We start from the raw sequence: 14,167 nt of genomic DNA, 5'->3' as shown, positions 1-14,167 counted from the left end.
ACCCCGGCACCAGGAAGGACACCCACCATGCCGATCAGCCGAGTGACCAAGCTCTACGCGGTCGAGGACGCAAAAATCTTCCCGCTGCTCTCCGACCCCGCTGGCGGCACGCCGTCGTACGGGGCAGGCATCGACGTGCCCGGCATCAAGGAGATGGAGATCTCCGGCGATGTCGAGGTCAAGGAACTGCGCGGCGACAACGGCCTGTTGGACAGCGACGCAGCGATCTCGAACGTTACGGTCAAGTACCCGCACGCGAAGCTCAGCTTCGATGTGCTGGTGGCGCTCATGTCCAGCACCGTCACCGACTCCGGGACCACCCCGTCGCAGAAGTCGCGGTGGCTGATGAAGCAGGGCGCCAAGCCCCTCCCGTACAAGATCGAGGGCAAGACGCCCGTAAGCGGCGGCGACATCATCGGCGGTGACGTGCACTTCAGCCTCTTCAAGTGCGTCATGTCGTCGTTCCCCGGCCTCGGGTTCGCCGAGGAGGACTACCGCGCCATCGAGAACGAGGCCCGGTGCGTGCCGCTGGCCAGCACGGGTGAGTGGGTCGACGCGGTGATCAACGAGACCGCGACGCCCATCGTCACCGCCGCCACCCCGTGACCGCCGGGCGGGCCGCTCCGTCGCCGCCCGCCCGGCCCCGCTCATCCGCAGGCCGAAACCCGGCACTGACCCCAGGGACCCACCATGACCACTGGCCTTGACCTGCTCGCCGAGGGCGGCACCATCACCCTCACCGACGGCACCACCGTCGGCCTGCGCTACAGCATGCGCGCCCTGGCCCTCCTCGAAGCCCGCTTTGGCAGCGTCGCCGCTGTACAGGGCGCCATCGACAGCACGGGCAAAGGCGCCGCGTTCGGTCCGCTCATCCAGATCATCGGCGCCGCAGCGATCGGCCCCGGCGGATTCGAGCCGCACATCCGGGAACACCAGGACGCCAAGGGCAACCGCAAGATCAGCGACATCGTGTTCCGTCGCCGCAGCGACGGCGTTGACCTCGCCGATCTGCTGCACCCCGGCCGTCTCGACGAGTACACGGCAGCATTCACGGCCGCCCTTGAAAAGGCCCTCCAGAGCCAGGGAAACGGCGGGGCGGCGCCAAGCGCCGCGACTCCGATGACGACCGTTTCCCCTGGGCTGACCTCTATTACCTCGCCGTCGGTGCCCTCCACATTCAGCCCGACGCCTTCTGGGACATGACGCTGCACCAGCTCCTGACGCTGGCCGACCAGCACCGCGCCGCGCACCGCGGCAGCGATGACCGTCCCACCCCGTCCGACGGCAGCTCCCTTGTGGGGCTGGCCATGATGCGCCGCGCCTGAGAGGAGGACCGCGATGGCGGCTGAGGAGATCAACCTCCCCAACTTGATCAGCCACCTGGAGGTGAACCTCCAGAACACCTCTGGCGTCATCGCGGACGCCGCCCGGCAAGGGTCCTCCGTCGGAGCCGCGCTCGGCTCCTCCCTGCAAGAGGTGCTGCGGGCGCAGCTCGCGGACCTGCCCGAGGTGGAACTCGACGCCGACTCCAGCGAGCTGGACCGGGACCTCGTCCGCGTGCGCCGCGATCTCCAGCGGCTTGCCGACGAGCGCATCGGCGTCGACATCTCCATCGAGGACGCGCTCCGGCGGATGGCCGAGTTGGAGCCGCACCTCGAACGCCTCTCGCAGCAGCACCCGAGCATCGTGGTCCGGGGCGTCATCGGCGGCGCCCTCGCCGATTTCGCCGAGGTCCGCGAGGCAGCGCGGGCGGTCGACGGCACCGACATTGAGATCGACGCCCACGTCGACACGCACAACAGCGAGGCGACCACTGAGCGGCTGCGCGGCGCGTTGTCCCGGCTCGGCGCCATGGGCAGCACCATCGCCGGTCTGGGCGCCTCGTTCTTCAAGGTCTCGGCGGCGGTGGGCGCCGTCATGCCGCTCGTCGGTGGTCTGGCCGCGACGCTGGCCAGCATCGCGCCGGCCGCCGGTGTCGGGGCGACGGGCCTGCTTGCGCTGGTGACCCTGGTGGGCACCATCAAGATCGCGTTGTCCGGTGTAGGCGAAGCGATCAAGGCCGCGTTCGACCCGTCGAAACCGGAGGCGTACGCCGAGGCGCTGAAGAAGCTCAGCCCCAATGCACGATCGTTTGTTCAGCAGATCCGGTCCATGTCGCCCGAGCTGGACAAGATCAAGCGCAGCGTGCAGGACCGCGTATTCGCGGGGCTGGATACGCAGCTCAAGGCGACGGCAGCGTCCACCCTGCCTGTGTTCCGGCAGGCGCTCACCTCGTCGGCCACGACGCTCAACCAGATGGCCAGCGGGGTCCTGACGACCGCGCGGCACCTCGGCCAGTCCGGCACGCTCGGCGCCGCACTCAAGGGCGCGACGGCTGGCCTCAGCGGATTCTCCAAGCTGCCGTCGGTGCTGGTGCAAGGGCTGGTGCAGGTCGGTGCTGCGGCGGCGCCCGCCTTCAAGCGCCTCGGTGCCGCTGCATCGTCCGGTCTCGGTTCCCTCTCGCAGAAGATGGACGCCGCGTTCAAGAGCGGCGCGATGCGGCAGGCCATCGAGCAGGCGATCAGCCTGGTCAAGCAGTTGATCCAGGTGGCGGGCAACATCGCGTCGATCTTCGCGAGTGTCTTCCAGGCTGCGCAGGTCAGCGGCGGCGGGTTCGTCGGGATGCTCCAGACGATCACCGGTCACATGCGGCAGGCGTTCGCGTCGCCGGAGATGCAGGCCGGTCTCCGGGCCCTGTTCACCACGATGGCGCAGCTCGCCCATACGGCCGGGCCGCTGCTCGCGCAGGCCCTCGGTGTCGTCGGGCAGGTGCTCGCCAAGCTCGGTCCGCCTGCACAGACCTTGATCCGCGCGCTCGGCACGGCGCTTCAGCCCGTGATCCGCGCGCTCGGCCCCGTGCTCACGCAGGCGGCGGGTGCGGTCGGCCAGCTCGTCGTCGCCTGCGCGCCGCTGATCACCGCCGTGGGGCAGATCGTCGCCGCGATCTTGCCTGCGCTCGGCCCGGTCTTCGGCGCCTTCAGCAAGATCTTCGCCGCGCTGGCCCCGATCATCACACAGATCGCGTCGGGCATCTCCGCGTACCTGTCACCAGTCCTCTCGGGTCTCGCACAGGTGATCGGTCAACTGATCAGCGGGTACGCCGATCAGCTCGTCGTCATCCTCCGAAGTCTCGCTCCCCTCGCGCCGCAGATCGCCGCGGCGATGGGCGCCATGGGTCAGGCCATAGGGCAGGTGCTCGTAGCCGTCGCTCCGCTGCTACCGGCGATCATGCAGCTCGGCACGCAACTGCTGGCCAGCCTGCTGCCCGCGGTGATCCCGCTGATCCAACCCCTGCTGCGCATCGCCACCGTGATGATCCAGTTCGCGGCGGTCGCCATCCGGCAGTACGCGATCCCCGCGATCCAAGGGCTCATTGGTTTCATCCGCGGCCTACAGGCAGGCTTCGCCCCCGGCATCGCCGCGGTGCGCTGGCTCGTCAACGGCATCAGCAAGCCGTTCGAGTGGCTGTACGACCACCTTGTCGGGCACAGCGTCATCCCCGACATGGTCCGCGGCATCGTCTCGTGGCTCGCCGGACTGCCCGGCAAGGCGATCAACGCGCTTGCCTCCCTCCCGGGCTCGCTGGGGCGGAAAGCGGCCGAGGCCGCCCGAAACTTCCGGTCCTCCATCGAGTCGGGCGTCAGCACCGCGGTGGGGTGGCTGCGGGGTCTGCCCGGCCGCGCGATCTCCGCGCTCGGTGACCTCGGCGGCGTCCTGCGCGGTGCTGGCGCGTCGCTCGTCGGTGGGCTGGTCCGTGGCATCGAGTCAGCGATTGGCCGCGTACGGTCGGTCCTTGGCCGCCTCACTGCGATGATCCCGGACTGGAAGGGGCCGAGGCGTCGGGATGCCTCGCTGCTGACGCCGGCCGGTAAGAGCATTATCGGCGGCCTCGTCTCCGGGATCACCGCGTCGACATCCTCCCTGAAGTCGAAGTTGGCGCAGGTCACGACGCTGATCGAGCGCGCGATCGACATCAACGCGAGCAACAGGCGCAAGCGGGGCGGCCTCTCGTCGCTGCTCTCGCGGGTCAAGAAGGACAACGCCGCACTAGTCAGCCTCGCTGCACGGCGTGACGCTGTAGCAAAGCGCCTGTCGGACGCGACGAAGAAGCTGAACGACCTCAAGGCCGAGCGGAACAAGGCAGCGACCGAGGCGGCGAACAAGGCACTCGGTGAGGCGAACATCGTCACCGGCCACGAGCAGACGAACAGCGTCGCAGCGATCACTGTCGGGCTTCAGCAGTCCCTCGCCAAGACGCAGCGCTTCGCCGACACCCTCGCCGCCCTGAAGAAGAAGGGTGTACGCGGCGACATCCTCCAGCAGATCGCCGATGCCGGAGTCGCCGGAGGATCGGCCACCGCCGACGCCCTCAACCGCGCCACCCCGGCCGAGTTGAAGCGGATCAACGACCTTCAGGCGAAGCTCACCAGCGCCGCGAACAAGGTCGGGTCGACCGTCGCCGACCAGATGTACGGCTCCGGCATCCGCGCTGCTCAGGGCCTCGTGAACGGTATCAAGATCTCACAGAAGGCCATCGAGGCGCAGATGATCCGCATCGCCAAAGGGATGCAGGGCGCCATCAAGAAGGCGCTCGGCATCCGGTCGCCCTCGAAGGTCTTCGCGGAGATCGGGCGGCAGACCGGCGAGGGCCTGCGCCGCGGCATGCTCGCCACGACCGGCGCCGTCGCGGCCGCATCCGCCGCGATGGCCGGTGCCGCGACCGGCGCCGCCCGCGCTGCGACGGCCGTTCCGGCGCCGGGCGCGCTGGCCGCCGCGGTGCCAGCCACCGGGCCGACGAACAACACCTTCAACCTCTACAGCACCGACGCCACGCCGGACGGCATCCTGCGCGCCCTGTCGTGGGCTGGCCTCGTAGGGAGGCGGTGACCGTGCCCTCGTCCGAGGCCATCGGCCGTATCCAGTGGGGCGACTTGGTGTTCGGCCCCGGCACGCCGTACGGCGTCGAGGCCCTGCTCGGCATCGACGACCTGCCGGACGTACGCGGCGACGACACCGACCGCCCGGCGCAGCACGGGACCTACTCGGGCCCGGACTTCACCGGGGCCCGTGTGATCCAACTCGGCCTGGCCATCCGCGGCGACGACCCGACGCACCTCCGCGCGCTGAAAGTCGCGTTGCGCGCCGCGACGCAGCCCGGCCAGACGCCGGCGCCGCTCCAGCTGCTCGACTGGGACCTCCTCGCGTACGGCAAGGTCAGGAAGCGCAGCATCCCGTACGACGCCCATTACCTGTGGCGTGTCGGTGAGGCCGCCATCGAGTGGTACTGCCCCGACCCTCGCCTGTACGGGCTGACAGAGCGGACCGCCGCGACGACCGCGTACAGCCCGTCGGCCGGCCGCCGGTACCCGCTGAAGTACCCGCGGTCGTACGGCGCCGCCGGGTCGGCGGGACGGATCACGGCGATCAACGGCGGCAGCAGCGACGCGTACCCGGTGCTGCGGATCGACGGGCCCGTCGCCGCTCCGGTCATCGAGCACGCCGGCGGGACCCTGACCTTCACGGCCGCGGCCGTGCTGCGGCAGGGCGAGTACTTGGTGATCGACACCCGTACCCGCGCGGTGCTGCTCATGGGCAGCGCGCCGCGCCGCGACTGGGTGCAGGGCAAGTCGCGGTGGCCGGTCCTGCCGCCTGGCCCGAGTGACATCGCCTTTCGTGGCGCGGCTCTGCCGGGCGCGCCTGGTCAGTCCGCTCTCCTCACCGTCACGTGGCGCGATACGAGCCTTTGAGAAAGGAGGCCAGCGATGGCCGAAGTGAATCCGCCCTCTTGGGCTCAGGCGGGCGAGTATCCGGCCCGCAATGACAGGCTGGGCGCCATCTCGGCGATGCTGTGCTATCCCGGTTTCGCCGCCGATGAGGCGGCGCCACTGCGCATTCGGCAGGGTGTGAAGCCGAGTTACCAGAACTACCAGTTGAAAGTCCGGCCAACTCCCACGCCCACCATGTCCGTCATTGTGAGCGCCGGGTACTGCTGGATCGACAACCACGACTTGAGCGGCTTCGGCGCGTACTGCTGCGTCAACGACGCCGACGAGACACTGACGATCGCGCCCGCCGGTGGCGCCGGGCAGTACCGCAAGGACGCCGTCATCGCGTCGGTGTACGACTCCGAGACGAGCGGCAGCGTCACGGAATGGCGACTGGAGGTAATCCAGGGTGCATACGCGGCATCGGCTGGAGCAGCACAGATCCCGTCGACTCCCGCCTCCGCGCTGATTCTCGGCGTGGTCTCGGTTGGTCCGGGCCAGACGACTGTGACGGCCGCGTCGATCTCCGACATCCGGAACTTCTCCGTGGCTGCGGGCGGCATTCTCCCGGTCGGATCGAGCATCAGCCTGCCGCGACCACATCCGGGTCAGGTCATGTACCACACGGATACCGACGCCTTCCAGTACGGCCGCGCCGATGGGTCCGTCGCCACCCTCCACAGGGACACCGGATGGCTCACGCTTCCACTCCCGAGCGGGTACACGTCTTTCTCCACCAACTCGTATCCGGTGCAGATCAGGAAGGTAAGGGATCAGGTTTTCTTGCGTGGTCGCATGACTCGCACGGCAGGCACGATCCCTGATCAGACAACGTTTGCTGCCTGGATTCCTGCCGATTACCGTCCGCGTCAGTCGGCCACCTCCTATCAAGATGTGACGGCCGTCTGCGGGGCGGGCGGCACGGCTCCGTCTGGTCTGCTGCGGTGCGAGATCGTGGGAAATGGCGACTTCCGCCTCTCGGGAGCCGTCAGCTCTTCGTGGGTGGGCTTCCCGTCTACGTCGTGGTGGGCCGACTGATGCCCGAGGAACTGACCGAATGGCTCAGCCCTGACGCTGCGGCCACGCACACGTACACGTACCTGTTCTGCGACCTGCGCACAGACACGGTGCTCGCCGAGCTGCCGCTCCGGGACGTGAAGCACAGTACGGAGCTGAACGGGATCGGCACCCTGTCGGCCGTCGTGCCGTACAACGCTGACACGTTTCCGCTTGACCCGGACACGGCCACCCGGCCCGGCCGGACGGCGGTGTATGTCGACCGGGACGGCGTCATCATGTGGGGCGGCATCATCTGGGTCCGGGATCGCGCCGAGGGCGGGAAGCAGATTCGAGCCGCCGAGTTCCTGTCTTACTACCAACGGCGCTTCGTGAAGAAGACCCTTTCGACTGACCCGTCGGTGCTGCTTGACGCGCGGTATGTGCCCGACGGGCAGAAGCTTTATCCCGATCAGCGGTTCATTGTCTGGTCCCTGCTGCGGTATGCCGAGACGCAGGTAGGGGGCAACATCGGGGTGGACATTCTCAGCATGGTGCCCGAGCCGAACACCGGAGTCTTCCCGACGGTCACGTATTTCGGGTACGAGCGTCCCGCCATCTACGACTGCATCGCCGCGTTGGCGAAAGCCGATAATGGCTTCGACTTCGGAATCGATGTGCGCTGGACGCAGCCCGGCAACAACGAACCACCGCAGAGAGTGCGGGAAATGAAGGTCTGGTACCCGCGGCGTGGCCGCCAGTCGGCGGCGGAGAGCGGGCTGGTGTTTTCCAACGGTGGGCCCCAGCCCAGCATCCTGAGCCACGACTGGCCGGAGAACGGCGTCGAGTTGGCCACCGAGGTGAGCGCGCTCGGCGCCGGGAACGGCGAGGCCAAGCTCGTAGCCGTGCAGCAGGCCGCCGACCTGATCGCGGCCGGGTACCCACTGATCGAAGCCGTCACGACGTACTCGGACGTGGTCGAACAAACGCGACTGGACGCGACGGCACGGGCCGACCTCGCGGCGCGGACACAGGCCGACGTGCAGCCGTCGTTCGAGGTGATGGCGGACGCCGACCCCGTATACGGGAGCTACGCCGTCGGCGACGTGGCGCGGTTCGTGATCGAGCCGGACGAGCAGAGCCCGGCCGGCCGGTCGGCGGAGCTGCGCATCTTGTCCATCGAGGCGACGGCCGGCGCGGGGGCCGAGCGCGTGACGCTGAAGTGCGGGGCGGTGTGAGATGCCGCAGTACGCGAAGCAGCGAGATCCGATGGAGCGGCTGGCGATCCTGGAGGAGCGGCTGGCGCAGCTCGAACGGGTAGGGCGGACCACGTCGGAGATTCCGTTCTTCCCGACCGCCGCGCATGGGCTGTTCTGGGAGGACACGACAGCGTTCTCCACCACGTGGGAGACGATCATCACCCCGCGCGCCGCCGTGGTGTCCCTCGGCTTGGTGTTCATCGGCGACCTTGTCGGCAGCACGTACACGGGCGGCGCGTGGCAGGTCGGCCTCAACGATGGCAGCGCCATCGTCGGCAGCGGCTCGATTCCCGCGTCCGCGACATACGCCCTGCCGACGGTGTCCATCGATCTCGGCCCGTACCGCGGCGCCCCCGATCTCAAGATCCAGATTCAGACGCGCCGGACTTCGGGCGCTACGACCGGCGGGCGGTACGGCGGCGGCGGGGCTATCGGGTCCGCGCCGCGCTTCGCCCGGCAGCTCTGAGAGGAATCACCATGGCCAAGTCGGGACCCCAGCGATACCCCGGCGCATCGACGGCGTACTGGTACCAGGGCCGGTACGGCGGCGACGCGATGGAGAGCAACACGGTCGTCTGGCACACGACCGAGGGCACCAGCGTGCCGACGTACGACGGTGGGTCGTCCGCCCCGAACTTCACCGCCGCGCCCGACTGGTCGGCGAAGCGGCTGCGGTGGTACCAGCACTTCGACTTCGACACGTCCTCTCGCGCGCTGGTCAACCGCCGTGGCGGGGTGGAGACGAACACCTTGAACGCCGCACAGGTGGAGATCGTCGGCACGTGCGACCCGGCCACCCACCGCAGGTGGGGCAGCACACCGCACCTCTACACGCCGGAGCTGCCCGCCTGGGTGATCCGGGACCTCGGCGCCTTCGCGCGGTGGGCGCACGACCAGCACGGCGTGCCCCTGACCTGCGGCGTGCAGTGGCGGGCGTACCCCGGCTCGTACGGCGCGAGCAGCGTCCGCATGAGCTACGCCGCGTGGAACGGCTACCGCGGGCACTGCGGGCACCAGCACGTGCCCGAGAACGATCACGGCGACCCGGGCGATTTCCCGATGGGCGCCATCCTCATCGCCGCCAAGGGCGGCCCGACCCCGGAGGACGACGTGTCCCTCACCCCCCAGCAGGCCCAGCAGCTCGCCGAGATCCATCGAGAGCGCGCGATAGCGCCGTGGACGTACAAGGGCACCGACGAGCCGCGCGACGCCTACGCCTACCTCCGCGACACCAGCGCCGCCGTCAAGGCGGTCGACGCCAAGGTCACCAACCTCAAGCCCATCGACCTCACCGACGAGCAGATGACCAAGCTCGCCGAGAAGGTGGCCAGTGCGCCCGGCCTCGCTGCCACGATCGCCGAGGCGGTCGCCCAGAAGATCGCGGACCGTCTCGCCGAGTGACCGTTTCGCGGCCGCTCTCAAGACCATCACCGACCAGCTCACCGTCCCCTGAGAGGAACACCATGAACACTGCCGCCTTCTGGCGCGCGACCTTCGAGCGCGTCATCAGGACGTTTGCTCAGTCCCTGCTCGCCGTCCTCGGCGCCGGCGCGACCGGTGTCATCGACGCCCCGTGGCTCGGTGCTCTGTCGGCCGCCGGCCTCGCCGCGGTCCTGGCCCTGCTCACCGCCGTAGCCGGTAGCGGCGGCAGCACGGTCGGGCCCGGCATCACGGAGTCCGCGGTCGACCGCACGCCGAGACTCATCCCGTAGGAGGTGCTGATGACGACGCATCCGTCGCCGTCCGATCCGGCGGCCGTGGCGGTCGAGCTGGAACGGCTGAGGTCGTCCGTCGACGTGGGGTTCGCCCGCGTCGACGGGTCGCTGGCTCTGCTGGTGCAGCGCTCCGACCAGACCGACCGGCAGCTCGCCGACCACGAGCAGCGCCTCGACGCGCTGGAGCGGAGCCGCTGGCCGCTGCCGTCGCTCGCGGTGCTGGTGTCGGTGGTCGGGGCAGCCGTGACGATCTGGACCGCGGCCGGCCGCTGACGATGCCCCGCCCCTGCTCAGGCTAGGGGCGGGGCACACTGTTGCCCTGTGGTGTTTCTCGTCGTTGCAGCTACGGTGCTCGGGTTGGCGCCCCTGCTACCAGGAGGACTCATGCGACAGTTGCGGTTCATCGGCAGCACCTCGGACAAGACCGGCTGTCCCGCGATTTTCGAGGACGAGCAGACCGGTGAGATCGTCATCCAAGGAGTCGAGGTCACGGACTCGGACACACGCACGCAGATGTACGGGTACAGCCCCGGCGAGACACTGATCGTCGTGCCGCGTGAACTGATCACGCGATTCGCCCCGAGGAGCTGAGTTGCCGGACCTCGTCCCATTCACCGAAGTAACGTCGCTATTCGACGACTTCGAGCACACAGCTTGGCGCCTCGAATCCCGTCGCAGCTACGACTCCGACCGCCAGACCGAGGAATACCGGGCCTTCTTCAAAGGGCAGCCGGTCGAGGAAGACCTCACCGATCCCTATTACGTGGCACGCCGTCAACAGGCAGACGAGGGGAAGCGATTCGAGCGCGTTCGGGTCGTGGACCAGCCGCCGACGGAAGGGCAGCGGTACCTGCTGCATCGGGCGCGCTTCAACATCGCTGCGGGAGAGGACATCCGCCACCTCACCCGTACGACCGCAGAGCGCATTGGCCTACCCGAGCAGGACTTCTGGCTGTTCGACTCGCGCGTCCTGATCATCATGCACTTCGACGAGTCGGACCGGATGCTCGGTGTTGAGCGGACGGAAGACCCGGCCAGAGTGGTGGAGGCGTGCCAGATACGCGATGCTGCGTGGCACCATGCGGTGCGTCACGCGGACTTCCACCCGGGCGGGTAGCTTCCAGTGTGTGAGCACTGACTACCAGCAAGCGCGAATCGTCCTCGGTGCGCGGCTGCGCGAGCTGCGCATCGAGGCCCGGCTCACCGTGCGGGAGCTGGCGGAACGCTGCGAGTGGGCACCGTCAAAAGTATCGAAGCTGGAGAACGGCAAGCAGACCGCCAAGGTCACCGACCTCGAACAGTGGGCCGAGGGGGTCGGCCAGCCCGCCGCGGCGGCCGAGCTGAAAGGCCGGCTGCGCGGACTGGAGTCAACGTACCGGTCGTGGCGCCGGCAACTGGCGGGCGGGCACCGGGCCGTGCAGGACTCCATCGGGCGCCAGCACGAGAAGACTCGCATGTTCCAGGGCTTCACCGGATCTGTGATCCCGGGACTTTTCCAGACGCCGGATTACGCACGCCACGTCCTCACGCGATACGCCCACCTTCACGGTGCGGTACGCGACATTGAGGCGGGGGTGCAATCCCGAATGCGTCGGCAAGAAGGCTTGTACCTCCCGGGGAAGAAATACCGCGTGCTGGTGTGGGAGGCGGCTCTGCATGTACGCATCTGTCCAATCGATGTACTGCGTGCCCAGCTTGACCGACTCATGTCGGTGAATGGATTGACTGGTGTATCGCTCGGGATCGTGCCGCTCGCTGCCAACGTGGACATAGCGGCCGGTGACGACTTCTGGATTCATGACGGGCGCCTGGTCATTGCCGAGTCGTGGCACGCCGAGATGTGGCTCGACTCGGCGGAGGATGTGGCCCTGTACCTCAAGGTGTGGGACACGCTCGATTCGGCTGCGGTGTACGGGCAGCCTGCGCACCGGCTCATCAGCCGTGCTCGTGCGTCACTCGACCTCAGATGAGAAACAGCGGGCAACTGGTCGGGGCAGGTTCGAAACAACGAGAAACACCGCCGACATCGAGAAACACACCTGCCTACTGTCCCTCGTATGGCAAAGACGGACCGTGCCGGAACCGCTTGGCTCGCGCAGAACAGTGATCGACCCGCAGCCGTACGGGCTCAGTGGGCAGCAGATGACCTGGCCCGTGTCCGCTCGGACGTGTGGCGCGTCGTCGAGGCTGACTTGATGCGGTCCATCGACGCCATGCGCCCGCTTGGCCGCACCGGGGCACTGGGCCCTGTCCTTGTCTGTACCGAGACCCGGCGGGCGTGGTGGCTCACTGGCCTTGGTGCCGAGGACCACCTCGACGACCTGCCCGCGCTCACCGTCCGGCCGGCTCGATGGCCGCTGCTCTGCCCTCAGGTGGGGCGCAGCGCGTACGGCCGCGGGTGGCTGGAGGCGCCAGACGGTAGCGGGACCCTCACCGACCCTGTCGCGCTCGGCGCCGCGTTCGGCCCCGGCAGCACACTCTCCGCGGAGGCATTCCGATGACCACCCCGCCGCCCCTTGCGTTCATCTACGACCGCAACGCCACGCGGTCCAGCGCCTACCTCGACATGCGCCTCGACGGCTGCCGCAACTACGCCACGGGGAAAGGCTGGACGATCGCCGACCATTGGGTCGACCGCGGAGACGACGCGCTCACCGACACCCGCCCGCAGCTCTCGGCCCTCTTGGAGATCATGCGCATGGAGGCTCGCATCCGGCCGGTGATCTGCCTCGTGCATTCGTGGGGGCGTCTCGCGGCCGACCCCGAGCAGCGTATTGCCTTTCAGCAGAGAGTCGCGCAGGCCGGCGGTTTCTGCGCGACGACGTTCGACGAGTCCGACGAGCGAGCCCACGCCGCGCTTGTCGGCCGCGGCGATGCGTGATCGTCGGCTCCTGGTGGCGTACGTCGTCGTGCTGGCCGCGCTGATGCTGACCCTCGCCGTCGGTATCAGCCTCGACTGCTGACCCACCCACAGCCCCCGTGCCGCTCACATCACCACGACGGCGGCACGGAAGGCGGGCGACGAGTCCGGGAACCGTCGGCCCGCGGCGGCTGCCCGGCACCGTCTCGCCGGGCAGCCGCCCCCCGCTCCCACGCCGAGTGAGTTCGCCCCATGGAACGGCGTGGGAAGGCGGGCCGGTCGTGAGTACGCGCGGCCGGCCCGCCGCCCCCCATGAGCGGCGCCTCCGAGGTACAGCCCCCCAGGCTCCTCGGTGGTTGCCGGTTGGGCCCTCGACTTCACAGTCGGGGGCCCTCCTCGTGCGCCCGCACATGGCGGATAGCGGCTTTGCTACTCGCCGCTGGAGTGGTTTCGGATGATCGTGCTCTCATGTGTTCCCGTGGGAGCACGGACCGGCATTCTGGAGTGTGCAACAGCGAGAAGTAGCGAGCATTGGTAAGGAGATGTCCTAGTTCGCGGTGTCACAGCAGGTCACAGTATGGTTAAAAAACTGGTTCAAGTCCCGTTACTCACCCCAACGAGTAGGGCCCCCGGACGTGAAAGCGTCCGGGGGCCCTAGTCGTTGGGGCGGTGGGCGCCGGCGGCTCCGCCGGGCGGGCGGCGGGCCGTGATGCCGGTGCGCGCCGCCCTGCGGGCCGCGCGGCCCCGTGCGGGCCCCCGCGGCCCTGTGTGGACTCAGTAGCCGACCGTGAAGCGCTCCCCGACGTGCCGCGGCCGCTCGGCCTCGTCCAGGAGGGCGACGGCGTAGTCCTCGGCGGAGATCCGGCTGGTGCCGTCCGCGTCGGCGACCAGGTCGTCCAGGGCGGTGCGGTAGCTGCCCGTACGCTCGCCGGGCTCGATCAGGGCGGCCGGGCTCAGGTTGGTCCAGCGCACGTCCGTGACGGTGCGGTAGAAGTCCAGCGCGTCGCCGTGCGCGTGCATGATCTGGAGCAGGAACTCCGGCAGCCCCTCCGCGTCCCAGACCTGCTTGCCGTCGGGCGTGCGCAGCGAGCCGGCGCCGCCCACCGCGATCAGCCGGGGCGCGGCCTCGCCGAGGGTGCGCAGCCCTGCGACCAGGGCCTCGGCGGCGGGCTTGATCGTGGCGATGTGACCGGGGCCGTCGCCCCCGCCCACCGCGCTGACCAGCACGTCCTGGCCCTGGGCCACGGCCGCGACGGAGCCGGGGTCGAGGATGTCGCCGGTGACCACGGTCAGGTTCGGGTCGGTCTTGGTGATCTTCGCGGGGTCGCGGACGACGGCGGTGACCTGGTGGCCGCGGCGCAGCGCCTCGTCGAGGACGCGGCTGCCGATGGTGCCGTTGGCTCCGAAAATGGCGATCTTGGACATGTCGGTACTCCCTGTGCCCCTGCCGGGGCCTGCTGTGGCTTTTCCTTTTCCGTCATCAGCCGCGCTGACGTCTTCTACGCTAGGGGTACTAGCGGGACATACCGGGGT

Annotated in this window: 16 protein-coding genes; 15 read left to right on the top strand and 1 reads right to left on the bottom strand. The window is 68.9% G+C overall.

Annotated elements, in window-relative coordinates; all coding sequences use genetic code 11:
- Positions 1 to 27: 27 nt before the first annotated feature.
- From CP973_RS06920 to CP973_RS06850, 15 genes are all read left to right on the top strand, one after another.
- Positions 28 to 606, top strand: a complete 579-nt coding sequence (locus tag CP973_RS06920) for a phage tail protein (protein ID WP_150238508.1) — start codon at positions 28 to 30, stop codon at positions 604 to 606.
- A gap of 84 nt (positions 607 to 690) precedes the next feature.
- A complete protein-coding gene (locus CP973_RS06915) occupies positions 691 to 1,203 on the top strand; it encodes a hypothetical protein (RefSeq protein WP_150238506.1) in 513 nt (170 codons plus the stop codon).
- Positions 1,176 to 1,325, top strand: a complete 150-nt coding sequence (locus CP973_RS41355; protein WP_425281992.1) for a hypothetical protein — start codon at positions 1,176 to 1,178, stop codon at positions 1,323 to 1,325. Before CP973_RS06915 ends, CP973_RS41355 begins: the two co-directional genes overlap by 28 nt.
- A 13-nt stretch (positions 1,326 to 1,338) precedes the next feature.
- Complete coding sequence (locus CP973_RS39885; protein ID WP_167538278.1) at positions 1,339 to 4,926, top strand: hypothetical protein; 3,588 nt, start codon at positions 1,339 to 1,341, stop codon at positions 4,924 to 4,926.
- A 2-nt stretch (positions 4,927 to 4,928) separates the two neighbouring features.
- Positions 4,929 to 5,786 carry a phage tail family protein gene (locus CP973_RS06905; RefSeq protein ID WP_167538277.1) on the top strand — a complete coding sequence of 286 codons (858 nt, stop codon included), beginning with the start codon at positions 4,929 to 4,931 and terminating at the stop codon, positions 5,784 to 5,786.
- Between the two features lie 15 nt (positions 5,787 to 5,801).
- The gene (locus CP973_RS06900; protein ID WP_150238500.1) at positions 5,802 to 6,842 is read left to right on the top strand and encodes a hypothetical protein; all 1,041 of its coding nucleotides are present in this window, start codon (positions 5,802 to 5,804) and stop codon (positions 6,840 to 6,842) included.
- On the top strand, positions 6,842 to 8,038 hold the full coding sequence (locus tag CP973_RS06895) for a hypothetical protein (protein ID WP_150238498.1): 1,197 nt from the start codon (positions 6,842 to 6,844) through the stop codon (positions 8,036 to 8,038). The genes CP973_RS06900 and CP973_RS06895 overlap by 1 nt, the downstream gene beginning before the upstream one ends.
- Before the next feature lies 1 nt (position 8,039).
- Complete coding sequence (locus tag CP973_RS06890; RefSeq protein WP_150238496.1) at positions 8,040 to 8,525, top strand: hypothetical protein; 486 nt, start codon at positions 8,040 to 8,042, stop codon at positions 8,523 to 8,525.
- 11 nt (positions 8,526 to 8,536) lie between these two features.
- Positions 8,537 to 9,460, top strand: coding sequence for a hypothetical protein (locus CP973_RS06885; protein ID WP_150238494.1), 924 nt, complete (start codon positions 8,537 to 8,539; stop codon positions 9,458 to 9,460).
- Between the two features lie 62 nt (positions 9,461 to 9,522).
- Positions 9,523 to 9,771: a holin gene (locus CP973_RS06880; RefSeq protein ID WP_150238492.1), complete on the top strand. Its 249-nt coding sequence runs from the start codon at positions 9,523 to 9,525 to the stop codon at positions 9,769 to 9,771.
- Positions 9,772 to 9,780: 9 nt separating this feature from the next.
- A complete protein-coding gene (locus CP973_RS06875) occupies positions 9,781 to 10,047 on the top strand; it encodes a hypothetical protein (protein ID WP_150238490.1) in 267 nt (88 codons plus the stop codon).
- Positions 10,048 to 10,158: 111 nt separating this feature from the next.
- Complete coding sequence (locus CP973_RS06870; RefSeq protein ID WP_150238489.1) at positions 10,159 to 10,365, top strand: hypothetical protein; 207 nt, start codon at positions 10,159 to 10,161, stop codon at positions 10,363 to 10,365.
- 1 nt (position 10,366) lies between these two features.
- Positions 10,367 to 10,891, top strand: a complete 525-nt coding sequence (locus tag CP973_RS06865; protein ID WP_150238486.1) for a DUF6879 family protein — start codon at positions 10,367 to 10,369, stop codon at positions 10,889 to 10,891.
- 10 nt (positions 10,892 to 10,901) lie between these two features.
- Positions 10,902 to 11,744, top strand: a complete 843-nt coding sequence (locus CP973_RS06860; RefSeq protein ID WP_150238484.1) for a helix-turn-helix domain-containing protein — start codon at positions 10,902 to 10,904, stop codon at positions 11,742 to 11,744.
- Positions 11,745 to 12,271: 527 nt separating this feature from the next.
- The gene (locus CP973_RS06850; RefSeq protein ID WP_150238480.1) at positions 12,272 to 12,655 is read left to right on the top strand and encodes a recombinase family protein; all 384 of its coding nucleotides are present in this window, start codon (positions 12,272 to 12,274) and stop codon (positions 12,653 to 12,655) included.
- A 753-nt stretch (positions 12,656 to 13,408) separates the two neighbouring features.
- On the opposite strand, the gene CP973_RS06845 is transcribed toward CP973_RS06850, so the two are convergent.
- Positions 13,409 to 14,059, bottom strand: a complete 651-nt coding sequence (locus tag CP973_RS06845; RefSeq protein ID WP_150238478.1) for an NAD(P)-dependent oxidoreductase — start codon at positions 14,057 to 14,059, stop codon at positions 13,409 to 13,411.
- Between the last annotated feature and the right edge of the window lie 108 nt (positions 14,060 to 14,167).

The sequence above is a fragment of the Streptomyces albofaciens JCM 4342 genome (assembly GCF_008634025.1).
GTDB classification, from domain to species: Bacteria; Actinomycetota; Actinomycetes; order Streptomycetales; family Streptomycetaceae; genus Streptomyces; species Streptomyces albofaciens.
Note: the sequence above shows the minus strand (reverse complement) of the source record. Positions and strands in the feature narration are given on the sequence as shown.